Raw genomic sequence first — 22,590 nt, forward strand, 5'->3', positions numbered from 1 at the left:
ATCGTCGCGAGGACGCAGTGTCGTTGTGGGCGCTTAACGGCGCTTTGCCGCGATCGCTACAATTGTAGGAACCGGCTTAGCGCCACTCCCGGACGTCGACGAAGTGACCCGCGATCGCCGCGGCCGCCGCCATCGCCGGCGACACCAGATGCGTGCGGCCCTTGAAGCCTTGGCGGCCCTCGAAGTTGCGGTTCGAGGTCGAGGCGCAGCGCTCTTCCGGCTTCAGCTTGTCCGGGTTCATCGCAAGGCACATCGAGCAGCCCGGCTCGCGCCATTCGAAGCCGGCCTTGATGAAGATCTTGTCCAGACCTTCAGCCTCGGCCTGCTCCTTCACGATGCCGGAGCCCGGCACGACCATGGCGTTGACGTTCGCCGAAACGGTCTTGCCTTCAGCAATCTTCGCCGCTGCGCGTAAGTCTTCGATGCGGCCGTTGGTGCAGGAGCCGATGAAGACGCGGTCGAGCTTGATGTCGGTGATCTTCGTCCCCGCGGTCAGGCCCATGTACTTCAGCGCGCGATGCTTGGAGATGCGCTTGGCCTCGTCCTCGATCTTGTCGGGATCGGGCACGATGCCGGTCACCGAGATCACGTCTTCGGGCGAGGTGCCCCAGGTCACGATCGGCGGCAGTTTTGCAGCATCGAGGCGCAGCTCGTGATCGAAATGCGCGCCTTCGTCGGAGCGCAGCGTCTCCCAATAGCGCATTGCCGCATCCCAGGCCGCGCCCTTCGGCGACTTCGGCCGGTCGCGCAGGAAGTCGAAGGCCTTCTGGTCGGGCGCAACGAGGCCGGCGCGGGCGCCGCCCTCGATCGACATGTTGCAGACCGTCATGCGGCCTTCCATCGAGAGCGCGCGGATCGCATCGCCCGCATATTCCAGCACGTAGCCGGTGCCGCCCGCGGTGCCGATCTCGCCGATGATGGCGAGGATGATGTCCTTGCCGGTCACGCCGTCGGGCAATTTGCCGTCGACGGTGACGCGCATGTTCTTGGCCTTCTTCTGGATCAGCGTCTGCGTCGCCAGCACGTGCTCGACCTCGCTCGTGCCGATGCCGTGGGCGAGCGCGCCGAACGCACCATGCGTCGAGGTGTGGCTGTCACCGCAGACGATGGTGGTGCCGGGCAGGGTAAAGCCCTGCTCGGGGCCGATGACGTGGACGATGCCCTGGCGCTTGTCGAACTCGTTGTAATATTCGATGCCGAATTCCCTGGCGTTCTCGGCCAGCGCCTTGATCTGCTCGATGCTCTCAGGATCCGGATTCGGCTTGGTGCGATCGGTGGTCGGCACGTTGTGGTCGACGACCGCGAGCGTCTTCTCGGGCGCGTGGACCTTGCGCCCCGTCGCGCGCAGGCCTTCGAACGCCTGCGGCGAGGTCACCTCATGCACCAGGTGACGATCGATATAGAGCAGGCAGGTGCCGTCCTCGGCTTCGTGCACCAGGTGGTCGTTCCAGATCTTGTCGTACAGGGTGGTCGGCTTGGACATGAGCTTGAGCTCCGGGAATGTTGGTAAGCGGATAGCGCGCCTGGCGCGCGGGCAACAAAATCGTCAGCGCAGCTTTTAGGCTGCGCGCGTAAGCTCTGACGTTGCCGAGGTCGCGAAGCGTCCGAAGAACCGGCCAGGCAGCCGCGAGCGATCGTCGATGACGATGCGCTGGACGGGGGCGAAGCTGGTCAGATCTGGAAACATTCCAAGAATATATAGCAGGCCGAACTGGAATCGCGAGTGGTTTCAAATGACCGCCACGCACACCATGCATGAGGAGCGCGCTCTTGGCGCGCGTCTCGAAGGATGAAGGCCCGGCCGGTGGCCTCGCCCTTCGAGACGCGCGTTCCGCGCTCCTCAGGGTGAGGGACGGGCACCTTGCGCGCCGCACTGACGCAACAAAAAAGCGCGGAGCCGAGCCCCGCGCTTTCGAAAAACTTGCCAGGTGGCGAGGTTTACTCGCCGACGGCAGCAGCGCGGTCCTGCTTCTCGACGATGCGGGCCGACTTGCCGCGGAGATTGCGGAGGTAATAGAGCTTGGCGCGACGCACCTTGCCGCGACGCACCACCTTGATCGAGTCGATCATCGGCGACATCACGGGGAACACGCGCTCCACGCCCTCGCCATAGGAGATCTTGCGGACGGTGAAGCTCTCGTTGAGACCGCCGCCGGAACGGCCGATGCAGACGCCCTCATAGGCCTGCACGCGGGTGCGGTCGCCCTCGACGACCTTCACGTTGACGATCACGGTGTCGCCGGGGCCGAATTCCGGAATGTCCTTGCCAGCGGACAGCTTGTCGAATTGCTCTTGTTCGAGCTGCTTGATCAGGTTCATGGGTAAATCTCCATCGGCGCGCCCAGCCTTGAAGAAACGGGGGCTGCGTGAAATTCGTCTATCCAGCCATTGCGGATTTGGCCGCTCCTATAAGGCAAGCCGGAGCGTTTGTCACCCGTCTGTCTTGTTTTTTGGCGTTTTTTGGCGGCCGGCCCGATTCGGGGCCTTGACCGGGATTTGAGCCCATAGATCCGGCCGTCGGGCCGCCGTCAGGGCCTCGGATTCGGCCCGCCGCCAGGCCGCCACCTTGGCGTGGTCGCCCGAGGTGAGGACCCCCGGGATCGGAACCCCCTCGAACAGCTGCGGGCGGGTGTATTGGGGGTATTCCAGAAGGCCGTCCGAAAAACTTTCCTCGGTTCCCGAGGCCTCCTTGCCCATCACGCCCGGCAGGAGCCGAACACAGGCGTCGATCAGGGCGAAGGCCGCGATTTCACCCCCCGACAGGACGTAATCGCCGATCGAGACCTCCTCCAGGCCGCGCCGGTCGATCACCCGCTGGTCTACCCCCTCGAACCGTCCGCAGACGATCAGGGGCCCGGGGCCTTGGGCGAGCTCGACCACCCGGACCTGGGTCAATGGCCGACCGCGGGGGCTCATCAGCAAGCGCGGCCGCTCAGCACCAATCCCAGCGGCATCGATGGCCGCCGCCAGCACATCCGCCCGCAGCACCATGCCCGGCCCGCCGCCGGCCGGGGTGTCATCGACGCTGCGGTGGCGATCGGTGGCCGAGGCCCGGATATCGCGCGCCTCGAGCTGCCACAGCCCGGCGGCCAGCGCCCGGCCGGCCAGACTCACGCCGAGCGGTCCCGGAAACATCTCCGGAAACAGCGTCAGCACGGTTGCGCGCCAGGGTGAGGGGTTGGTCATTCGATCTCAGTTCTCGCCGTCCCCGACAAGCGCGCCTCAAGCGCGCGCAGATCAGGGACCCATAACCAGCGCAGCCAGTTTTGCGATGGTTGGAGGCTCCAGCTTAGCCAAAAACCACGGCTTGTGGTTATGGGTCCCCGCTTTCGCGGCGACGACTCGGAGCGAGAGTTTCGCCCCGCTCCTCGCCCTCGATCTCGAGCGGCGGCGCGATCACGACGCGGCCGCCCTCGATGTCGACCTCCGGCACCACGGCGTTGGAGAACGGCAGCAGCATCGTCGCGCCCTTGGGCGGGGCAATCTCGATGATGTCGCCGGCGCCGAAATTATGGATCGCGAGCACGCGGCCGAGCGTCTCGCCGTCCGTGGTGACGGCGGCGAGCCCGATCAGATCGGTGTGGTAATATTCGTCCTCGTCGGTCGCGGGCAGCTTTTCGCGCGGAACGTAGAGCTCGACGCCGTTGAGGCGCTCGGCCTCATCGCGGGTCGTGACGCCCTTGAACGTCGCCACCAGATGATCTTTCGCCTCGCGCGCCGTCGCGACCTCGAACTGGCGCTTGCCGTCCTTGGCGAGAAGCGGCCCGTAGCGCCTGACGGCAAACGGATCTTCGGTGAAGGTCCACAGCTTGACCGCACCGCGCACACCATGCGCGGCGCCGATCCGCGCGACGCAGACCAGCGCCGACATGTCCTAGCCTCAGCCCTTGGCGGCGGCTTCGGCCTGCGCCTTGCGCTCCTTGCGCGGCACGGCCTTCTCAGGGTTGTTGCGCGCTTCGCGCTTCTTGACGCCGGCGGCGTCGAGGAAACGCGCCACGCGATCCGACGGCTGCGCGCCCTTGGCGAGCCAGGCCTTCACCTTCTCCATGTCGAGCTTGAGGCGGGTCTCGTTGTCCTTCGGCAGCAGCGGGTTGAAATGGCCGAGACGCTCGATGAAGCGGCCATCACGCGGAAAGCGCGAGTCGGCGACGACGACGTGATAGACGGGACGCTTCTTGGTGCCTGCGCGAGCGAGGCGGATAACGACGGACATTCAGTTCTCCTTCAAAGTACGTTTTGTTCGGTTGATTGGTATTCCGCGTTGCGTGAGGCCTGTTGCGGTCCCCCGCGACGAATTCCTCATTTCTTCTTGCCCGGGAAACCGCCGAGGCCCGGCAGCGTTGGCTTGCCGCTCAGCCCGGTGAGACCAGGAAGGTTCGGCAGGCCAGTGCGAAGACCAGGCGGCAGATCCTTCGGCAGGTTGGGCAGGCCTTGTCCGCCGCCACCCTGCATCTTCTCCTGCAGCGCTTTCATCTCTTCCGGCGAGGGCATCTTCATGCCGCCACCAAAACCCATCGCCTGCGCGATGCCGGCGAGCGGGCCGCGCTTGCCCGAGCCCATGGCCTTCATCATGTCGGCCATGTTCCGGTGCATCTTGAGCAGCTTGTTGACGTGCTCGACGCTCTGGCCGCTGCCGGCCGCGATGCGCTTCTTGCGGCTGGCCTTGAGCAGGTCCGGATGACGGCGCTCCTCGCGCGTCATGGAATCGATGATCGCGACCTGGCGCTTCAGGATCTTGTCGTCGATGCCGGCCGCCGCGATCTGGTTCTTCATCTTGGAGATGCCGGGCATCATGCCCATCAGGCCGCTGATGCCGCCCATGTTGGACATCTGCAACAGCTGCTCGCGCATGTCGTTGAGGTCGAACTGACCCTTGCGCATGCGCTCGGCGGTGCGCGCGGCCTTTTCGGCGTCGATATTGGCGGCGGCACGCTCGACCAGCGAGACCACGTCGCCCATGCCGAGGATGCGTCCGGCGATACGATCAGGATGGAAATCTTCCAGCGCATCGGTTTTTTCGCCGGTGCCGATCAGCTTGATCGGCTTGCCGGTGACGGCGCGCATCGACAGCGCGGCGCCGCCGCGGCCGTCGCCGTCGACGCGGGTCAGCACGATGCCGGTGAGGCCGACGCGCTGATCGAACGAGCGCGCGAGATTCACGGCGTCCTGGCCGGTGAGCGAGTCCGCAACCAGCAGCACTTCGTGCGGATTGGCGGCGGCTTTGATTGCAGCCGCTTCCGCCATCATCTCTTCGTCGAGCGTGGTGCGGCCGGCGGTGTCGAGCAGCACGATGTCGTAGCCGCCGAGCTTGCCGGCTTCCAGCGCGCGCTTGGCGATCTGCGGCGGCTGCTGACCCGCCACGATCGGCAGGGTCGGAATGTCGAGGTCGCGGCCGAGCACGGCCAGCTGTTCCATCGCCGCGGGGCGGTAGACGTCGAGCGAGGCCATCAGCACCTTGCGCTTGTCGCGCTGGACCAGGCGGCGGGCGAGCTTTGCGGTGGTGGTGGTCTTACCGGAGCCCTGCAGACCGACCATCATGATCGGCACCGGCGGCACGGCATTGACGTCGATGGTCTGGCCTTCGGCGCCGAGCGTGTTGATCAGCTCGTCATGGACGATCTTGACCACCATCTGACCGGGGGTGACCGACTTCACGACGGTGGCGCCGATCGCCTGCTCGCGGACGCGCTCGGTGAAGCTGCGCACCACCTCGAGCGCGACGTCGGCCTCGAGCAGCGCGCGGCGCACTTCGCGCATTGCGGCGTCGACGTCCTTTTCGGTCAGCGCACCGCGCCCCGTCAGACGATCGAGAATGCCACCAAGCCGTTCCGACAGATTGTCGAACAATGCCGTTGTCCTGTTGCTGCCTTCCCGACGGGAAGAGCGCTCCGTTATTCACCGCTGTCATGCCCCGCGGAGGCGGGGCATCCAGTACGCCGCGACTTCTCGGGTCCAGCCGAGCCGCCTCGGGGGTACTGGATCCCCCGCCTTCGCGGGGGATGACCACCTTCCTGGCAAACGATCTTCCAAACACCTTTGCGCCCGAGGGCGCACAGCGCTGTCGGGCGTTGACCTCCGGCCTCGAGGGCCGGTCGGCGGGTCGAAAAGAAAGCCTTTCCGAGAAAGTGGCGGGGTTAAACGCCGCTCACGCCCAAAAGTCAAGGAAAGTTAGGATGCCGCCGTGCCTTTGGTAGGGCAAGATACTGAAAATGTGCCCCTTTTGGTGACGGGTTCCTTTTCCGCCAGGCTGGCCCATATAGCCGGTGATGCCTTACCGTCCCGACCATCCCTGGTAGCCCGCCGTGCCGGTCACCCGCCGCCGCCTATTCGGACTGCTCGCCGGAGCCGGTGCTCTGGTCGGCATCCCCTCCTTCTGGATGTCCAGCATGAAAACCTATGACCGCCCCGCCTCCGACCATTTCAACGGCCTGCACTTCTTCGATCCGGACGGGGCGCCGCCGAAATCGCTTCGAGAGGTTTTGCGCTGGCAGTTCGACGGCGGCCGGCAGCGCGCGAAATGGCCGGACTGGGCTCCCAGCGCCCATGCCGACACCCCGCCGGAGCGTGTCGACGGTGACAAGGTGCGGCTCTCCTTCGTCGGCCACGCCAGCTGGCTGATCCAGGCGGGCGGTCTCAACATCCTCATCGATCCTGTCTGGTCAATGCGGGTCTCTCCGGTCGCCTGGGCCGGACCGAAGCGGCACAACGATCCCGGCATCGCCTTCGAGAAGCTGCCGAAGATCGACGTCGTGCTGGTCTCGCACGGGCACTACGATCATCTGGACATCGCGACGCTGTCGCGGCTCACCAAGAATTTCGCTCCGCGCGTGGTCACCCCGCTCGGCAACGACGTCACGATGCGCAGCGCCGATCCCACCATCAAGGCCGAAGCATTCGACTGGCACGATCGCGTCGAGCTCGGCGAAGGCGTCGCCGTGCATCTGGTGCCGACCCGGCATTGGACCGCGCGCGGCCTGTTCGACCGCAACAAGGCGCTGTGGGCGAGTTTCGTGTTGGAGACGCCGGCCGGCAAGATCTACGTCGTCTGCGATTCCGGCTATGGCGACGGCAGGCACTTTCGCCGCGTCGCCGAGAAGCACGGGAAGCTGCGCCTGGCGATTCTTCCGATCGGTGCCTACGAGCCGCGCTGGTTCATGCGGGACCAGCACATGAATCCCGAAGACGCCGTGAAGGCGCTGGCCGATTGCGGCGCCGAGGCCGCGCTCGGGCATCACCACGGCACGTTCCAGCTCACCGACGAAGCAATCGACGCGCCGGCCAAGGCGCTGGTCGAGGCCCTCGATGCCGCGAACATTCCTCAGGAGCGGTTCGTGGCGATGCAGCCCGGGCAGGTCGTGGAGATTTAGCGCGCGCGATTTACTCCGCTGTCACCACACATACAGCCCGTCGTCCCGGACAGGCGCGCCTCGAGCGCGCGCAGATCCGAGACCCATATCCAAGGGAGATGTTTGGCGACGACTCGGAGTGGGAGTTCTGCCCACATTGTTCTCTGGTTATGGGTCCCCGCGCTCGCCATCGCGTTCGCGGGGACGACAGCGAAATTGGATCGCGCAGTGTGCCTCTTACGGCCTACTGTCCCTGCTTGATCGCCCAGCTCACATTCACCGTCACCGACAGCGTTTCCTCGCCCGGCGCAACGGCGGCCGGCGCAGCCATCGGGGCCGTCGCCATCCGCGCCTTGAACAGCGGTACTGGGCCGCCGCCCTCCGACACGTTGAGCGGCGCGCCTAGCGTGACGCCGGTGGCCTTGGCATAAATCTCCGCCTTGCGGCGGGCGTCCGCCACCGCCTGCTCGCGCGCGTCGTCGAGCAGTTTTGACGCCTGCGTCACCTCGAAGGAGATGTTGCCGATGTCGTTGGCGCCGGCGCTGACCAGCGTGTCGATGATGCCGGCCACCTTGGTCACGTCGCGGATCTTGACGGTGACGCGGTTGGAGGCGCGAAAGCCGACCACGGGCGAAGCACCGGTGGATTTGTTCTGGCCGTATTGCGGCTGCAGCGACAGGCGCGAGGTCTGGTAATCCGTCTCGGCGATCCCTGCGCCCTTCAGCGCCAGCAGCACCTTGCCCATCGCGGCGTTGTTGGCATCGGAGGCTTCTTTCGCCGTCTTGGCGTCGTTGGCGACGCCGGCATCGATGTGCGCGAGATCGGGCGCCGCGGAAATCGTGGCCTCGCCGCTCACCGTGATGGCGGACGGAAAATCGTCGGCGCGTGCGGAGGCGGTCAGCACGGCGGTGGCGAAAACGGCGGCGAGCAGGGCAGGCTTTTGCATCAGTCTCACTTCAGCGGCACGAAAACATTGATCACGAGCTTGTCCTCCGCCGTCTTCAGGGGATCGGTGAGGTACTCCTCGATGAAGGTGTCCTTGGCTTCCAGCTTCTTGTCGTCGAGGTGATTGGTGATCGCCTCATAGGTGTTGTCCATGTTGTCGTAGGAGCCGCGATGGACGAATTTCAGCGCCTTGCCTTCAGGCGATTTGCCGATGCTCATGTCCTTGGGCAGGTTCTTGGGCTCCTGGTCGACCGGGATCTCGGCGAGGAAGGTGAAGCCGGTGTCGTCGGTCGAGGTGTAGACGATCATCGAATTGCCTGATGGCTTGATGCCCTGCTTGTCCAACAGCGTGTTCAGCGCCTTGAAGGCATCGATCAGGGTGTCGAAGGCCGAGTCCCAATTGGCCGTGCCCTTGACCATCACGACCTTCTTGGCCTCGAGCGTGGTTTCGAGGCCAAAGGGATCGGCGGTCTGCACCGGGGCAGGAGTAGCGGCCGCGGCGGGCGGTGGGGCGGTCGGGCTGGGCGCGGCACTGGCCGCGGGTGCTGGCGATGCTGAAGGAGCGGGTGAGGCGCTGGCCGCTGGGGCGGGTGTTGCCAAAGGTGCGGGGGAGGGCGAGGCCGACGGGGCCGGCGAGGGGCTGACCGACGCGGCGGGCGCCGGGCTCGGGGTTTGCGCCAGAACCTCGCGCAGTCCAAATGACAGGCCAAGCGACAGGACCGCTGCCGGGACCAGTGCGGTCAGAGCGAAACGACGAAACCTGATCATTTTATTCTCCCCAAGATTCTCCCCAAGACCTTGCCCACCAAGGCCCAAATCCGGCTTTAGCGTCCCCGTTCGCGCGAACCGCGCCGTTCTAACACGCGAGCGCTGAATTCGTCCCATGACAGATGCGTCATAGCAGACGTCTCGGCACCGGCCGCAAATCGCTGGCCAAGCGGCCGAGGATCGCCATATAAGACAGGCGAAATTCGGGAACTTTCATGAGCGCGCTGGCCAACCACGCATTTGCCAAGATGAACGGCATCGGCAACGAGATCGTCGTTGTCGACATGCGCGATTCCGCAGGCCGGGTGACGCCGGACGATGCGCGCGCGGTGGCGTCCGCGAACGGCGGCGTGGCTTACGACCAGCTCATGGTGCTGCAGAAGCCGCGGCTCGACGGCACCGAGGCCTTCATCAGCATCTACAACAATGACGGCTCCGAAGCCGGCGCCTGCGGCAACGGCATGCGCTGCGTCGTGCGCCGCATCTTCGAGAAGACCGGCCAGACCACGGCGACCTTCGAGACCGCCGCCGGCCTGCTCAATGCCTGGCAGGGGCCGGCGCCCGATCTCTACACCGTCGACATGGGCGCGCCAAAATTCGGCTGGCAGGACATTCCGCTGGCGGAAGAGTTTCGCGACACCCGCTACATCGAATTGCAGATCGGGCCGATCGACAATCCGATCCTGCATTCGCCCTCCGTCGTGAGCATGGGCAATCCGCATGCGGTGTTCTGGGTCGACGACGTCAACGCCTACGATCTCGGCCGCTTCGGTCCGCTCCTGGAAAACCATCCGATCTTCCCGGAGCGCGCCAACATCACGCTCGCCCAGATCGTCGATCCCCAGCACATCACGATCCGCACCTGGGAGCGCGGCGCAGGCCTGACCAGGGCCTGCGGTTCGGCGGCTTGCGCCACCGCCGTCGCGGCAGCGCGGCTGAAGCGCGCCGCGCGCAAGGTCGAGATCGCATTGCCGGGCGGCAGGCTCGGCATCGAATGGCGGGAGCGCGACGACCACGTGCTGATGACGGGCACCGCGACCTTCGAATATGAGGGCCATTTCGATCCGGCGCTGTTCGCGCCGGTCGCCTGATGGCCGTCGACATCGTCACCTTCGGCTGCCGCCTCAATGCCTTCGAGGCCGAGGTGATCCGCAGCAAAGCGGAGGGCGCGGGCCTTTCCGACACCATCGTCATCAACAGCTGCGCCGTCACCAACGAGGCGGTGGCGCAGGCGCGCCAGTCGATCCGCAAGCTGAAGCGCGAGCGCCCCGAGGCGCGCATCGTCGTCACCGGCTGCGCGGCGCAGACGCAGAGCCAGATGTTCGCTGAGATGGCCGAGGTCGATCGTGTCGTCGGCAATGACGACAAGATGCGATCGTCTGCATGGCAGGAGACGCGCAGCGCCTTCGACTTTGGTGCCAGCGAAAAGATCGCTGTCAGCGACATCATGGCCGTGAGGGAGATGGCGCCGCATCTTATCGACGGCTATGCGAGCGGTCTGCCGCGCGTGTTCGTGCAGGTGCAGAACGGCTGCGATCATCGCTGCACCTTCTGCATCATCCCGTTCGGCCGCGGCAATTCGCGCTCGGTGCCGATGGGCGCCGTGGTCGAGCAGGTGCGAGCGCTGGTCGAGCGCGGTCATGCCGAGATCGTGCTGACCGGGGTCGATCTCACCAGCTATGGCACCGACCTGCCCGGCGCGCCGAAGCTCGGCATGTTGACCAAGCAGATCCTGAGGCACGTGCCGGAGCTGAAGCGCCTGCGCATCTCCTCGATCGATTCGATCGAGGCGGATGCCGATCTGCTCGACGCCATCGCCGACGATTCGCGGCTGATGCCGCATCTGCACCTGTCGCTGCAGTCCGGCGACGATATGATTTTGAAGCGCATGAAGCGACGGCATTCGCGCCGGGACGCCATCGTGTTCTGCGACCAGGTCCGCCGGCTGCGACCCGACGTTGCCTTCGGCGCCGACATCATCGCGGGCTTCCCGACCGAGACCGAGGAGATGTTTTCGCGCTCGCTCGAGCTCGTCGAGGAATGCGGCCTCACCTTCCTGCACGTCTTCCCCTACTCCCCGCGCCCCGGCACGCCGGCTGCGCGGATGCCGCAGGTGGCGGGTCCCAAGATCAAGGCGCGTGCGAAACGGCTGCGGGCCGCAGGCGAAGCGGCGCTGCGGCGGCGGCTGCAAGCCGAGATCGGCGCGACGCGCGATGTGCTGATCGAGAGCGGGGAGCAGGGCCGCACGGAGCATTATCTGCCGGTGGCGATTGCGGGCGAGCGGGTGGGGGGCATCGTGCCACGAGTGATTGCCGGCGTTGATGGCGAGCGGCTCACCACATAGTCGGTGTCGTCGCCCGGCTCGACCGGGCGACCCAGTACGCCGCGGCTTCTCAGTTTGATCTCCACCGTCTCTGGAATACTGGATTGCCCGCCTTCGCGGGCAATGACGGCCGAGTGTGTGATGAGCAGCGCGCCCCCTACAGCGCTCTTACCTGCCAGAACCGCAGCGTGCGCTTGGCGTTCTCCGCCGTCATTCTCGCATAGTGTCCCTGCGCCCTGGCGATGTCCGCGGGCTTCATCGCACCTGTCGCGAAGCGGCTTTCGAGCACGGCCACGGTGGTCTCCCAGCTGAGCTGCGCGGCCTTGCACGGCACCAGCAGACCGTCTTCGCGCAGACTCTGCATCAGCGGGCGAATCACCTCGATCGTCGATCCGGACAACGCCGCCAGGGCCGCCACCGTCTCCTCATAGCGCCGCTGCCCGGCGAAGCCGAACAGCGTCGCCTCATCGAGCTGGCCGGTCGCCTTGAGATTCGCAATCGCGCGCTTGGCGCCCTCGAAATCGCGAACGCCGGACATCTCGCGCTCGACGCCGATGGTGACGGCTGCGATCGCGCTCTGGATTTCCTCGAACAGATGCGGCGGCGCGCGCGACAACAGGCGGGTGCGCACGGCATCCGTCGCCGAGCGCAGCAATTGGCGCCGCAGCTCCGATGGCAGATCGACGCGGATGCCGACGCTGACCGCGAGCTCCGGATCGCTCTCGGCCTGGCCGACGATGATGGCAAATCCGCCTCCGGAGACGCGTGCGCCGGGATTGGCCGCGAGCCGCCGGCTGACGCTGGGATAGCGGCGCGCCAGCAGCGCGTCGGTAACGATCTCCTTCAGCCACCAGCGGCCGGCGACCGCGAGCAGATGCGGCTCGCCCTTGCTTGATGCGATCTTCACCAGCTCGCCATCGTCGAGGCGCGCGGATTCCTGCAGCACCGGGCCGGCGATGCGGATCTCGTCATTGTTGGCGAGCCGGCGGATCACGGACGGCGGCGCCTGCGCGATCGGCGCGAGCTGCGCGCTGATCTCGGCCAGCGCCACGCGCGCGCCCATGTCGGCGATGGCGCGCAGCTCGATGGTGCCGATCAGGCGCGCGAGCACGTCGTCGAACAGCGCGATCTGCTCGTCGTCGAAATTGCCGGCGGAGCACAGGAACAGCTCGGTGACGCGCCGGGCCGTCTCCAGCCCCTTTTCCGGCGAGCCCATCCGAATCGCGGATTCGACCTCGTCGATGATCGATAGCCCGGCCTTGGTCATCACGCGCGGCTCGTCCTGAGCGGTTACGGAAGCTTTTTCTAAGCAACCGTGATCATTAGAGGCGAGCACTGAACGTTTCGTAAACCATGGTGATCCTCATCCTGAGGAGCCCGCGAAAGCGGGCGTCTCGAAGGATGGAGGCCGAGGTCTGGCAGCGGGGCTTCATGGTTCGAGACGGCCGCTGCGCGGGCCTCCTCACCATGAGGGTCAGGCAGTTGGGTTACTCCCCATTCCACCCGCAGGCCCTGAGCTTCTCATGCATATGCGGCGGGGCCGGCGCCACCACGCGGATCGGTTCCTTGTTCCGGGAGATCGGCACCACGATCTCGCGGGAATGCAGATGCAGGCGCGGCTCGCCGAAGCGCGGGCCGTTGCCGTAAATGTTATCGCCGAAGATCGGCCAGCCCGTCGCGGCCGAATGCACCCGCAATTGATGGGTCCGGCCGGTGACGGGTTCCATGGCGAGCCAGGTGAAACCGTCGCCGCGACCCATCACCCTCCAATTGGTGATCGCCTTCTGCCCTTCCGGATCCGGCTTCTGCCACCAGCCGCGTTCGGCATTGAGCCGGCCGAGCGGCATGTCGATCGTGCCCTCATCTTCGGCAGGGCCGCCCTCGACCACCGTCCAGTAGGTCTTGCCGATCTTGCCGTGCTTGAACAGCAGGCCGAGCGAGGCGGTTGCCTTGCGATGGCGGCCGAGCACGAGGCACCCCGAGGTGTCCTTGTCCAGCCGGTGGGCCAGCACCGGCGGCCGCGGCAGACCGAAACGGAGCGCGTCGAAGCAGGCTTCCAGGTTCGGCCCGCCCTTGGGGCCGCGATGCACCGGCAGGCCGGCCGGCTTGTCGATCACCAGCATCAAGCCGTCGCGATGAAGCACGCGCGCCAGGATTTCGTCTGATGTCAATTCGGGAACATCGAGCAAGGACAACGACTTTCGGTCAAGACTTTCGTTTGCAGGCCGGAACGGCTAACACGCCATCATGAACGATACCACCTCCGACACCCCAAAACTGAGCTGGTGGCGCCGCCTGTCCAACGGGCTCAAGCGCACCTCGTCCTCGCTCGGGACCGCGGTCGCCGACCTCGTCACCAAGCGCAAGCTCGACCGCGCCATGCTCGACGACATCGAGGACGTGCTGCTGCGCGCCGACCTCGGCACACAGGTCGCGGTGCGCATTGCCGACGCCGTCGGCGCGGGGCGCTACGACAAGGCAATCTCGGCGGACGAGGTCAAGGACGTCGTTGCGACCGAGGTCGAGAAGGTGCTCGCGCCGGTCGCAAAACCGCTCGAGATCGACACGGCCAAGAAGCCGTTCGTTATCCTCGTCGTCGGTGTCAACGGCTCCGGCAAGACCACCACGATCGGAAAGCTCTCGCAGAAATTCGCATCCGAAGGCCGCAAGGTGATGCTGGCCGCCGGCGATACGTTTCGCGCCGCCGCGATCGAGCAGCTCAAGGTCTGGGGCGAGCGGACGAAGACGCCGGTCATCGCTGCCGCACAAGGCTCGGATTCGGCAAGCCTTGCCTTCAACGCGCTGACTGCGGCGAAGGAGCAGAACATCGACGTGCTCCTGATCGACACCGCCGGCCGCCTGCAGAACAAGGCCGAGCTGATGAACGAGCTTGAGAAGGTCGTGCGTGTCATCCGCAAGGTCGATGATACCGCGCCGCATGCGGTGCTGCTGGTGTTAGATGCGACCGTCGGCCAGAACGCGCTGTCGCAGGTCGAGGCCTTCCATCGCACCGCCGGGGTCACCGGCCTCGTGATGACCAAGCTCGACGGCACGGCGCGCGGCGGCATCCTGGTGGCGCTCGCCGAGAAGTTCAAGCTGCCGGTGCACTTCATCGGCGTCGGCGAGGGCGTCGACGATCTCGCGCCGTTCACCGCGCGCGACTTCGCCCGCGCCATCGCCGGAATCGAATAGCCTCATCCTTCGAGACGCCGCTTGCGCGGCTCCTCAGGATGAGATCGTGCCACATAAGAGGTCCTCATCCTGAGGAGACCGCGAAGCGGTCGTCTCGAAGGATGGGAGAGACGGAAGAGAGAATGGACAAGACCCAGCCGCATCCGCTGTTCAAGCTTGCGACCGAGCTCGGTCCGCTGCTCGTGTTCTTCTTCGTCAATGCGAAGTTCAATCTGTTCGCCGCGACCGGCGCTTTCATGGTTGCGATCGTGGCGGCGATGGCCGCCTCCTACGTGGTGACGCGCCACATCCCGATCATGGCGATCGTGACCGGCGTGATCGTGCTGGTGTTCGGCACGCTGACGCTGGTGCTGCACGACGAGACCTTCATCAAGGTCAAGCCGACCATCATCTACGGCCTGTTCGCCGTGATCCTCGGCGGCGGCCTGCTGTTCGGCCGCTCCTTCATCGCCGTGATGTTCGACCAGATGTTCAACCTGACGCCGCAGGGCTGGCGTATCCTCACGCTGCGCTGGGCGCTGTTCTTCGCCGGCCTGGCCGTGCTGAACGAGATCATCTGGCGCACCCAGAGCACGGATTTCTGGGTGAACTTCAAGGTGTTTGGCGTGACCACGCTGACCATGATCTTCGCCATCGCCCAGATGCCGCTGACCAAGCGCTACGGGATCGCGCCGGCATCGCTGGAAGCAAGCGAGGCGGAAGCGGGGGATGTCAGGAAGGGGTAGGGCGAAGCGTCGCTCCACATATCGCTGTCATGCCCGGGCTTGAGCGGGGCATCCAGTACGCTGCGGCCTCTTCGTATCCGACTGGCGTCCGATCAAGTCGGCGATGACAGTTGAGTATGCGGCGCGAGCGCGGCGATCAGCTCCCCGCCTTCAACGCCTTCTCCAGCTGCGGCATCAACACCGTCCGCAAATTGTCCGGCGTGATCGGGCCGACCAGCTTGTAGGCGATGGTGCCCTCGCGGCTGACGACGAACGTTTCTGGCACGCCATAGACGCCCCATTCGATCGAGGCGCGGCCGTTGGCATCGACGCCGACGCGGCCGAACGGGTTGCCGTAGCGGCCGAGGAAGCGCCGCGCGTTGTCGGAGGCGTCCTTGTAGTTGATGCCGACCAGTTGGAAGCGCTTGTCCTTGGCGAGCTCGGTCAGGAGCGGCGCCTCGTCATGGCACGGCACGCACCAGGACGCCCAGACATTGACCAGGGTGACCCTGCCCTTGAAGGCGGCGGGATCGAGCCCCGGCACCGGCGCATTGTCGGCCTGCAAGCCCTCGAGCGGCGGCAGCATCGTCTGCGGCGCCGGCCGGCCGATCAGCGCCGAAGGAATTCGCGAAGGATCGCCGCTGCCGAGCCGGAACCAGAACAGCAGCGCGAGGCCGAGGAAGGCAATCAGCGGCAGTGCCATCAGAAAGGTGCGCCGCTGCGGCGACGCGGAGCTCGACCGGTCGCTCATCGCCGCTCCGTCGCGCTGCGGCCTGAGCGGCGGGTGATGCCGCGCTCCTCCAGCTCGCGCAAGCGCTGCGTCTGGCTGCGATAATCGAGCATGACCCACCCGATGAGGATCACGATCACGAGTGCGGCAGCCGCGTAAGACGCCACAATGAAGGACGCGTAAGGACCGAGCGACATGATCACGCCGCCCCTTTTGACGCGTTTTCTTGATGTGAGCCGGTGCCCAACTCGCTCGAGAACGCGACGCGGCTCGCCTGCATCATCTGCAGCGAGCGGACGCGGCGGCGCAGGATCTCGTTGCGCATTGCCGCCAAATGCAGCGTGACGAACAGCAGCGTGAAGGCGATCGCCATCACGAGCAGCGGGATCAGGAAGGATTTGTCGAGCGTCGAGCCGCCCATGCGCATCACCGAGGCCGGCTGGTGCAGCGTGTTCCACCAGTCGACCGAGAACTTGATGATGGGCAGGTTGATCGCGCCGACCAGCGTCAGCACCGCGGCGGCGCGCGCCGCACGCGAGGGATCGTCGACCGCACGCCACAGCGCCATCAGGCCGAGATACATCAGGAACAGGATCAGAACGGAGGTCAGCCGCGCATCCCATTCCCAATAGGTGCCCCACATCGGCCGGCCCCACAGCGAGCCGGTGAGCAGAGCGAGGAAAGTGAAGCTGGCGCCGATCGGAGCAGCCGCTTTCGCGGCGACGTCGGCGAGCGGATGCCGCCACACCAGCGTGCCTAGCGAGGCAATGCTCATCACGCCCCAGACGAACATCGACAGCCAGGCATTGGGCACGTGGATGAACATGATCTTGACGGTCGCGCCCTGCTGATAGTCGTCCGGCGCGTATGCGGATTGATAGAGGCCGATGGCGAGCAGGATGACGGTCGCAGCCGCGAGCCACGGCAACACCCGCGCCGTCAGCGCGAGGAACCGGGTGGGGTTGGCGAGGTCGATCAGCGTCATGGTATCGTGATAGTCACCGGGGGCCGCTCAGGCAATCAGCACGAAAGTCCGTCGCGAAAGTTGATCGGGGTCAAGGTCAGTCCAGTCCATGCCGCAGGCTCGCCGCCGCCGCGAACGGGCCGATCACGAAGCTGACCAGCGAGAGGGCGCATAGAATCGAGAACGGCGCGCCGAAGGTCATCGGGCCGACGATCACCGCCTGCGAGGCCGCGACCCCGAAGATCAGCACGGGAATCGACAACGGCAGCACGAGAACGGCCATCAGCAATCCGCCACGGTGCAGCGTCACCGCCAGCGCCGCACCGATCATGCCAGTGAAGGTCAGGGCCGGGGTTCCCGCAAGCAGCGTCAGCGCCACCGCACCGGTCGCGACCATGTCGAGGTTGAGCAAAAGGCCGAGCAGCGGGGTTGCGACGATCAGCGGCAGGCCGGTGGCCAGCCAATGCGCCAGCGCCTTGGCGGCGCAGGCGAGCTCCAACGGCATCCGGCCCATCGTGATCAGGTCGAGCGAGCCGTCCTCGTGGTCGGCCATGAACAGCCGGTCCAGGGTCAGCAGGCTCGCCAGGAGCGCGCCGAGCCACAGGATCGCCGGTCCCAGCCGCGACAGCAGCGCCAGATCCGGCCCCACCGCGAACGGCATCAGCACCACCACGGTCAGGAAGAACAGCACCCCGATCAGCGCCCCGCCGCCGACGCGAAGCGCGATCCTGATGTCCCGGAGGATCAGGGCGGACAGGGCGGTCATGGGGTGCTCCCATTGTGCCCCAGGGGCGGTGCGCTCCCTCCCCCGCGTGCGGGGGAGGGCCGGGGAGAGGGTTTCTCGACAACGAAGATTCCCCCAGAGGAGAGAGCCCTCATCCGGGGCCATAGCCGATGCAAAGCATCGGCGTTTTTGAGGGACGGCGGCCAAGGGCCGCCTATGCCGGCCTCTCCCGCAAGCGGGAGCGGCGAGGGAGCGGAGAGGGCGGCGCCAGGCCGCTTGGAAAGCTGAGGGTGCATCGGAATCACGCCGTATCCCCGATCCGCAGCTCGCGCGATTCGATCCCGAGCGGCGCGTGGGTGGCGGCGACGATCATGCCGCCGCGCGACAGGTGCTCACGCATCAGGCCGCCGAACATGTCCTGGCCGGCCACATCCAGCGCCGTGGTCGGCTCGTCCAGGAGCCAGACCGGGCGGCGCACGGTCAGCAGCCGGGCCAGCGAGAGCCTGCGGCGCTGGCCGGCTGAGAGGAAGGCTGCGGGCAAATGGGTGGCATGGTCGAGGCCGACTTTGGCGAGGCTCTCGGCCGCCTCAAAACGCTCGCCGCCGAGAAAATCAGCCCAAAATGCCAGATTTTCCTCAACGCTCAGCGCCGGCTTCAGGGCATCGCGATGGCCGAGATAGTGGCACTGCTCCGCCAAGGTCAGCTCGCCGTCGCCTCCGTCCAGCGCGATCGTCCCGCCGGCGGGAACCAGCAGGCCCGCGATCAGCCGCAGCAGCGAGGTCTTGCCCGATCCGTTGCGACCCATCACCGCCAGGGCTTCGCCCGAGACGGCCGCGAAATCGAGGCCGGCGAACACCTCGCGCCCGCCCCGCACGCATCTGAGCCCATGACCTGCCAGCCGCATCTCGCCTCGCTTCAACCAGCTCACAGCCAGGCCTCAGGAAATCTTGGGGTAGCGCATGGGAATTTTTGGCTCAGCGGTTGCTGCGGCACGATTGTGGCTGTGGCGGTGCGGTTAGAAAGCTTCTATAAGCCCGGAACTAGTTGATGCGGCAACTCAACCTGCCCCTGCAAGCGGCCCAGCCTGATACGCTGACGGTGTTAAAATACCCTGCCGGGTATAACTAACAATTGGGATCTCCTACATGACCTCGCTCGACAGCTTCAAATGCAAAAAGACCCTCAAGGTCGGCGCCAAGACCTATGTCTATTACAGCCTGCCCACAGCCGAGAAGAATGGTCTGAAGGGAATTTCGAAGCTTCCCTATTCGATGAAGGTCCTGCTCGAGAATCTGCTGCGCAACGAGGACGGCCGCTCGGTCAAGAAGGAAGACATCGTCGCGGTGTCGAAATGGCTGCGCAAGAAGTCGCTGGAGCATGAGATCGCCTTCCGCCCGGCGCGCGTCCTGATGCAGGACTTCACCGGCGTGCCCGCGGTGGTCGACCTCGCCGCGATGCGCAACGCGATGCAGAAGCTCGGCGGCGAGCCTGAGAAGATCAATCCGCTGGTGCCGGTCGACCTCGTCATCGACCACTCCGTGATCGTGAACTTCTTCGGTGACAACAAGGCCTTCGGCAAGAACGTCGTCGAGGAATACAAGCAGAACCAGGAGCGCTACGAGTTCCTGAAGTGGGGTCAGAAGGCGTTCTCGAACTTCTCCGTGGTGCCGCCCGGCACCGGCATCTGCCACCAGGTCAACCTCGAATATCTGGCCCAGACGGTCTGGACCAAGAAGGAGAAGATGACGGTCGGCAAGAAGACCGGCACCTTCGAGGTCGCCTATCCCGATTCGCTGGTCGGCACCGACTCCCACACCACCATGGTCAACGGTCTCGCCGTGCTCGGCTGGGGCGTCGGCGGCATCGAGGCGGAAGCCTGCATGCTCGGCCAGCCGCTGTCGATGCTGCTGCCCAACGTCGTCGGCTTCAAGCTGAAGGGCGCGCTGAAGGAAGGCGTCACTGCGACCGATCTGGTGCTGACCGTGACGCAGATGCTGCGCAAGCTCGGCGTGGTCGGCAAGTTCGTCGAGTTCTTCGGCCCCGGCCTCGACCACCTCTCGGTCGCCGACAAGGCGACCATCGCCAACATGGCGCCCGAATACGGCGCGACCTGCGGCTTCTTCCCGGTCGACGCCGCCGCGCTCGACTACCTCAAGACCTCCGGCCGTGCCTCGGCCCGCGTCGCGCTGGTGCAGGCCTATGCCAAGGCGCAGGGCCTGTTCCGCACCGCCAAGTCGCCCGATCCGGTGTTCACGGAGTTGCTGACACTGGACCTCGGCGACGTCGTGCCGTCGATGGCCGGCCCGAAGCGTCCCGAAGGCCGCATCGCGCTGCCTTCGGTCGCCGAAGGCTTCTCGCTCGCGCTCGCCAGCGAGTACAAGAAGGCCGAGGAGCCGGCGAAGCGTTTCCCGGTCGAAGGCAAGGACTTCGATCTCGGCCATGGCGACGTCGTGATCGCGGCGATCACCTCCTGCACCAACACCTCGAATCCCAGCGTGTTGATCGGTGCGGGCCTGCTCGCGCGTAACGCGGCGGCCAAGGGCCTGAAAGCGAAGCCGTGGGTGAAGACCTCGCTCGCCCCGGGCAGCCAGGTCGTGGCCGAGTATCTCGCCAATTCCGGCCTCCAGAAGGATCTCGATAAGGTCGGCTTCAACCTGGTCGGCTTCGGCTGCACCACCTGCATCGGCAATTCCGGTCCGCTGCCGGAGGAGATCTCGAAGTCGATCAACGACAACGGCATCGTCGCCGCTGCCGTGCTCTCCGGTAACCGCAACTTCGAAGGCCGCGTCTCGCCGGACGTGCAGGCGAACTATCTGGCCTCGCCGCCGCTGGTCGTTGCGCACGCGCTCGCCGGCAGCGTCACCAAGAACCTCGCCACCGAGCCGCTCGGCGAGGGCAAGGACGGCAAGCCGGTGTACCTGAAGGACATCTGGCCGACGGCCAAGGAGATCAACGCCTTCATGAAGAAGTTCGTGACCGCGTCGATCTTCAAGAAGAAGTATGCCGACGTGTTCAAGGGCGATACCAACTGGCGCAAGATCAAGACGGTCGAGAGCGAGACCTATCGCTGGAACATGTCTTCGACCTATGTGCAGAACCCGCCTTACTTCGAAGGCATGAAGAAGGAGCCGGAGCCGGTCACCGACATCGTCGAGGCGCGCATCCTCGCCATGTTCGGCGACAAGATCACCACCGACCACATCTCGCCGGCCGGTTCGATCAAGCTCACCTCGCCCGCCGGCAAATATCTCAGCGAGCATCAGGTGCGCCCCGCCGATTTCAATCAGTACGGCACGCGTCGCGGCAACCACGAAGTGATGATGCGCGGCACCTTCGCCAACATCCGCATCAAGAACTTCATGCTCAAGGGCGCGGATGGAAACATCCCTGAGGGCGGTCTGACCAAGCACTGGCCCGACGGCGAGCAGATGTCGATCTACGACGCCGCGATGAAGTACCAGGAAGAGAAGGTGCCGCTGGTGGTGTTCGCCGGCGCCGAATACGGCAACGGCTCCTCGCGCGACTGGGCCGCCAAGGGTACGCGCCTGCTCGGCGTTCGCGCCGTGATCTGCCAGAGCTTCGAGCGTATCCATCGCTCCAACCTGGTCGGCATGGGCGTGCTGCCGCTGACCTTCGAGGAAGGCACCTCCTGGCAGTCGCTCGGCCTCAAGGGCGACGAGAAGGTGACCATCCGCGGCCTGCAAGGCGACCTCAGGCCGCGTCAGAAGCTGACCGCGGAGATCGTCTCCGGCGACGGTTCGTTGCAGCGCGTTTCGCTGCTCTGCCGCATCGATACGCTGGACGAGCTCGACTACTACCGCAACGGCGGCATCCTGCACTACGTGCTGCGCAAGCTCGCGGCGTAAGCGCGGATTTGTGAACGATGGCTCACTGCGAAGTGAGTAGAAGCCCTGACGAAGGCGGCCTATCAAAAGGCCGCCTTCACGCGTTTGCGGTACGCTTCAGATGGGCCCGCCCGGCGGAAAACCTCCCTTGGACGGTTGCCTGGACGAATGTGCCGCGCCCCGTAAGACTACGGTGACCATCAGGCGATAAGATTTCCCTCTCACGAGCAATGGTGTGCGGCGTTCGACATGACGACAATGACGGCTACTCATCCGATTTCCCGCTGGTCTGGTGCCCTCTGGTCGGGAGCTCTCGGCATCTGTGCGATCATCGCCGTCATACGCCCCGCCGAGGCTGATCCCCGCGCCGTTGTCGAATTATTTACCTCGCAGGGCTGTTCGTCCTGTCCGCCCGCCGACCAGATCATCGGCGATCTCTCCAAGGATCCCTCGGTCATCGCGCTGAGCATGCCGATCGATTATTGGGACTATCTCGGCTGGAAGGACACGCTGGCGGATTCGCGCTTCTCTGCGCGGCAACGTGCCTATTCGCGCATGCGCGGCGACCGCGAAGTCTACACACCGCAGGTCGTCGTCAACGGCTCCACGCATGTGATCGGCAGCGACCGCGCGGGCATCGAGAGTGCGATCGGCAAGACCGACAAGGGCGCCGGCGTGATGAGCGTGCCGGTGACGATGTCACTCTCGGGCAAGCAGATCAACGTCTCGGTGGACGCAAGCAAGGAGCCGACGGTCTCGCGCGGTGAAGTCTGGATCTGCTCGATCGCCAAGTCGGTGCCGATCGCGATCACCCGCGGCGAGAATCGCGGACAGCAGGTCACCTATCACAACGTGGTGCGCAACCTGCTCAAGGTCGGCGACTGGACCGGGCGTCCGGAAAGCTGGACGGTGCCGATCGAGAACCTCACGCGCGACGGCGTCGACGGCGCGGTGGTGTACGTCCAGGACGGCAGTCGTGAGAAGCCGGGCCCGATGCTGGGCGCGGCGTACACGTCGCTGCATTGATTCGTTTCTATCGCTACGTTCGC

Annotated in this window: 22 protein-coding genes; 7 read left to right on the forward strand and 15 right to left on the reverse strand. The window is 65.6% G+C overall.

Annotated elements, in window-relative coordinates; all coding sequences use genetic code 11:
* Positions 1-76 precede the first annotated feature (76 nt).
* From leuC to ffh, 6 genes are all read right to left on the reverse strand, one after another.
* Positions 77-1,483, reverse strand: a complete 1,407-nt coding sequence (gene leuC / locus BRAD3257_RS01670; RefSeq protein ID WP_122400378.1) for a 3-isopropylmalate dehydratase large subunit — start codon at positions 1,481-1,483, stop codon at positions 77-79.
* 455 nt (positions 1,484-1,938) lie between these two features.
* Positions 1,939-2,319: a 50S ribosomal protein L19 gene (gene rplS, locus BRAD3257_RS01675; protein ID WP_027573014.1), complete on the reverse strand. Its 381-nt coding sequence runs from the start codon at positions 2,317-2,319 to the stop codon at positions 1,939-1,941.
* Positions 2,320-2,430: 111 nt separating this feature from the next.
* On the reverse strand, positions 2,431-3,186 hold the full coding sequence (gene trmD, locus BRAD3257_RS01680) for a tRNA (guanosine(37)-N1)-methyltransferase TrmD (protein WP_122400379.1): 756 nt from the start codon (positions 3,184-3,186) through the stop codon (positions 2,431-2,433).
* 127 nt (positions 3,187-3,313) lie between these two features.
* Entirely contained in the window at positions 3,314-3,871 is a 558-nt protein-coding gene (rimM, locus tag BRAD3257_RS01685; RefSeq protein ID WP_122400380.1) for a ribosome maturation factor RimM, read from the reverse strand.
* A 9-nt stretch (positions 3,872-3,880) separates the two neighbouring features.
* The gene (gene rpsP / locus BRAD3257_RS01690) at positions 3,881-4,213 is read right to left on the reverse strand and encodes a 30S ribosomal protein S16 (protein ID WP_122400381.1); all 333 of its coding nucleotides are present in this window, start codon (positions 4,211-4,213) and stop codon (positions 3,881-3,883) included.
* A gap of 86 nt (positions 4,214-4,299) precedes the next feature.
* Complete coding sequence (gene ffh, locus BRAD3257_RS01695; RefSeq protein WP_122400382.1) at positions 4,300-5,847, reverse strand: signal recognition particle protein; 1,548 nt, start codon at positions 5,845-5,847, stop codon at positions 4,300-4,302.
* Between the two features lie 455 nt (positions 5,848-6,302).
* Between ffh and BRAD3257_RS01705 the strand changes: the two genes are divergently transcribed.
* On the forward strand, positions 6,303-7,367 hold the full coding sequence (locus BRAD3257_RS01705) for an MBL fold metallo-hydrolase (RefSeq protein WP_162500062.1): 1,065 nt from the start codon (positions 6,303-6,305) through the stop codon (positions 7,365-7,367).
* A gap of 223 nt (positions 7,368-7,590) precedes the next feature.
* Here BRAD3257_RS01705 and BRAD3257_RS01710 read toward each other — a convergent pair whose 3' ends face one another.
* Positions 7,591-8,292: an SIMPL domain-containing protein gene (locus BRAD3257_RS01710; protein WP_162500063.1), complete on the reverse strand. Its 702-nt coding sequence runs from the start codon at positions 8,290-8,292 to the stop codon at positions 7,591-7,593.
* 5 nt (positions 8,293-8,297) lie between these two features.
* Positions 8,298-9,059 carry a GyrI-like domain-containing protein gene (locus tag BRAD3257_RS01715; protein ID WP_122400384.1) on the reverse strand — a complete coding sequence of 254 codons (762 nt, stop codon included), beginning with the start codon at positions 9,057-9,059 and terminating at the stop codon, positions 8,298-8,300.
* Positions 9,060-9,274: 215 nt separating this feature from the next.
* Here BRAD3257_RS01715 and dapF point away from each other — a divergent pair, with 215 nt between their 5' ends.
* Together dapF and mtaB are read left to right on the forward strand one after the other, a co-directional pair.
* Entirely contained in the window at positions 9,275-10,150 is an 876-nt protein-coding gene (gene dapF, locus BRAD3257_RS01720) for a diaminopimelate epimerase (protein ID WP_122400385.1), read from the forward strand.
* Positions 10,150-11,403 carry a tRNA (N(6)-L-threonylcarbamoyladenosine(37)-C(2))-methylthiotransferase MtaB gene (gene mtaB / locus BRAD3257_RS01725; protein WP_122400386.1) on the forward strand — a complete coding sequence of 418 codons (1,254 nt, stop codon included), beginning with the start codon at positions 10,150-10,152 and terminating at the stop codon, positions 11,401-11,403. Before dapF ends, mtaB begins: the two co-directional genes overlap by 1 nt.
* A gap of 136 nt (positions 11,404-11,539) precedes the next feature.
* Here the strand turns inward: mtaB and BRAD3257_RS01730 are convergent, their stop codons facing one another.
* Positions 11,540-12,649, reverse strand: coding sequence for a DUF2336 domain-containing protein (locus BRAD3257_RS01730; protein WP_122400387.1), 1,110 nt, complete (start codon positions 12,647-12,649; stop codon positions 11,540-11,542).
* Positions 12,650-12,869: 220 nt separating this feature from the next.
* Positions 12,870-13,571, reverse strand: a complete 702-nt coding sequence (locus tag BRAD3257_RS01735) for an RluA family pseudouridine synthase (RefSeq protein WP_162500533.1) — start codon at positions 13,569-13,571, stop codon at positions 12,870-12,872.
* 58 nt (positions 13,572-13,629) lie between these two features.
* Here BRAD3257_RS01735 and ftsY point away from each other — a divergent pair, with 58 nt between their 5' ends.
* Both ftsY and BRAD3257_RS01745 read left to right on the forward strand, forming a co-directional pair.
* Positions 13,630-14,574 carry a signal recognition particle-docking protein FtsY gene (gene ftsY / locus BRAD3257_RS01740; RefSeq protein WP_122400388.1) on the forward strand — a complete coding sequence of 315 codons (945 nt, stop codon included), beginning with the start codon at positions 13,630-13,632 and terminating at the stop codon, positions 14,572-14,574.
* A gap of 122 nt (positions 14,575-14,696) precedes the next feature.
* Complete coding sequence (locus BRAD3257_RS01745; RefSeq protein ID WP_122400389.1) at positions 14,697-15,299, forward strand: septation protein A; 603 nt, start codon at positions 14,697-14,699, stop codon at positions 15,297-15,299.
* A gap of 136 nt (positions 15,300-15,435) precedes the next feature.
* On the opposite strand, the gene BRAD3257_RS01750 is transcribed toward BRAD3257_RS01745, so the two are convergent.
* From BRAD3257_RS01750 to ccmA, 5 genes are all read right to left on the reverse strand, one after another.
* Positions 15,436-16,029 (reverse strand): DsbE family thiol:disulfide interchange protein, encoded by a 594-nt coding sequence (locus tag BRAD3257_RS01750; protein WP_122400390.1) that lies wholly within the window; start codon positions 16,027-16,029, stop codon positions 15,436-15,438.
* Positions 16,026-16,211, reverse strand: a complete 186-nt coding sequence (ccmD, locus tag BRAD3257_RS01755) for a heme exporter protein CcmD (protein ID WP_122400391.1) — start codon at positions 16,209-16,211, stop codon at positions 16,026-16,028. Before ccmD ends, BRAD3257_RS01750 begins: the two co-directional genes overlap by 4 nt.
* The gene (locus BRAD3257_RS01760; RefSeq protein WP_122400392.1) at positions 16,208-16,993 is read right to left on the reverse strand and encodes a heme ABC transporter permease; all 786 of its coding nucleotides are present in this window, start codon (positions 16,991-16,993) and stop codon (positions 16,208-16,210) included. Before BRAD3257_RS01760 ends, ccmD begins: the two co-directional genes overlap by 4 nt.
* Before the next feature lie 76 nt (positions 16,994-17,069).
* Positions 17,070-17,738, reverse strand: coding sequence for a heme exporter protein CcmB (gene ccmB / locus BRAD3257_RS01765; RefSeq protein WP_122400393.1), 669 nt, complete (start codon positions 17,736-17,738; stop codon positions 17,070-17,072).
* A 259-nt stretch (positions 17,739-17,997) separates the two neighbouring features.
* Entirely contained in the window at positions 17,998-18,600 is a 603-nt protein-coding gene (gene ccmA, locus BRAD3257_RS01770) for a heme ABC exporter ATP-binding protein CcmA (protein WP_122406322.1), read from the reverse strand.
* 241 nt (positions 18,601-18,841) lie between these two features.
* Between ccmA and acnA the strand changes: the two genes are divergently transcribed.
* Both acnA and BRAD3257_RS01780 read left to right on the forward strand, forming a co-directional pair.
* Entirely contained in the window at positions 18,842-21,562 is a 2,721-nt protein-coding gene (gene acnA, locus BRAD3257_RS01775) for an aconitate hydratase AcnA (RefSeq protein WP_122400394.1), read from the forward strand.
* A gap of 228 nt (positions 21,563-21,790) precedes the next feature.
* Positions 21,791-22,567: a DUF1223 domain-containing protein gene (locus tag BRAD3257_RS01780; protein WP_122400395.1), complete on the forward strand. Its 777-nt coding sequence runs from the start codon at positions 21,791-21,793 to the stop codon at positions 22,565-22,567.
* Positions 22,568-22,590: the final 23 nt, after the last annotated feature.

This window comes from Bradyrhizobium vignae (assembly GCF_900324035.1).
Classification (GTDB): Bacteria; Pseudomonadota; Alphaproteobacteria; order Rhizobiales; family Xanthobacteraceae; genus Bradyrhizobium; species Bradyrhizobium vignae.

Excerpts from the sequence above, each read along its gene's own strand:
- leuC (WP_122400378.1), bottom strand. The coding sequence starts at position 1,483 with ATGTCCAAGCCGACCACCCTGTACGACAAGATCTGGAACGACCACCTG.
- rplS (WP_027573014.1), bottom strand. The coding sequence starts at position 2,319 with ATGAACCTGATCAAGCAGCTCGAACAAGAGCAATTCGACAAGCTGTCC.
- trmD (WP_122400379.1), bottom strand. The coding sequence starts at position 3,186 with ATGACCAACCCCTCACCCTGGCGCGCAACCGTGCTGACGCTGTTTCCG.
- rimM (WP_122400380.1), bottom strand. The coding sequence starts at position 3,871 with ATGTCGGCGCTGGTCTGCGTCGCGCGGATCGGCGCCGCGCATGGTGTG.
- rpsP (WP_122400381.1), bottom strand. The coding sequence starts at position 4,213 with ATGTCCGTCGTTATCCGCCTCGCTCGCGCAGGCACCAAGAAGCGTCCC.
- BRAD3257_RS01710 (WP_162500063.1), bottom strand. The coding sequence starts at position 8,292 with ATGCAAAAGCCTGCCCTGCTCGCCGCCGTTTTCGCCACCGCCGTGCTG.
- BRAD3257_RS01715 (WP_122400384.1), bottom strand. The coding sequence starts at position 9,059 with ATGATCAGGTTTCGTCGTTTCGCTCTGACCGCACTGGTCCCGGCAGCG.
- dapF (WP_122400385.1), top strand. The coding sequence starts at position 9,275 with ATGAGCGCGCTGGCCAACCACGCATTTGCCAAGATGAACGGCATCGGC.
- mtaB (WP_122400386.1), top strand. The coding sequence starts at position 10,150 with ATGGCCGTCGACATCGTCACCTTCGGCTGCCGCCTCAATGCCTTCGAG.
- BRAD3257_RS01730 (WP_122400387.1), bottom strand. The coding sequence starts at position 12,649 with ATGACCAAGGCCGGGCTATCGATCATCGACGAGGTCGAATCCGCGATT.
- ftsY (WP_122400388.1), top strand. The coding sequence starts at position 13,630 with ATGAACGATACCACCTCCGACACCCCAAAACTGAGCTGGTGGCGCCGC.
- BRAD3257_RS01745 (WP_122400389.1), top strand. The coding sequence starts at position 14,697 with ATGGACAAGACCCAGCCGCATCCGCTGTTCAAGCTTGCGACCGAGCTC.
- BRAD3257_RS01750 (WP_122400390.1), bottom strand. The coding sequence starts at position 16,029 with ATGAGCGACCGGTCGAGCTCCGCGTCGCCGCAGCGGCGCACCTTTCTG.
- BRAD3257_RS01760 (WP_122400392.1), bottom strand. The coding sequence starts at position 16,993 with ATGACGCTGATCGACCTCGCCAACCCCACCCGGTTCCTCGCGCTGACG.
- ccmB (WP_122400393.1), bottom strand. The coding sequence starts at position 17,738 with ATGACCGCCCTGTCCGCCCTGATCCTCCGGGACATCAGGATCGCGCTT.
- ccmA (WP_122406322.1), bottom strand. The coding sequence starts at position 18,600 with ATGCGGCTGGCAGGTCATGGGCTCAGATGCGTGCGGGGCGGGCGCGAG.
- acnA (WP_122400394.1), top strand. The coding sequence starts at position 18,842 with ATGACCTCGCTCGACAGCTTCAAATGCAAAAAGACCCTCAAGGTCGGC.
- BRAD3257_RS01780 (WP_122400395.1), top strand. The coding sequence starts at position 21,791 with ATGACGACAATGACGGCTACTCATCCGATTTCCCGCTGGTCTGGTGCC.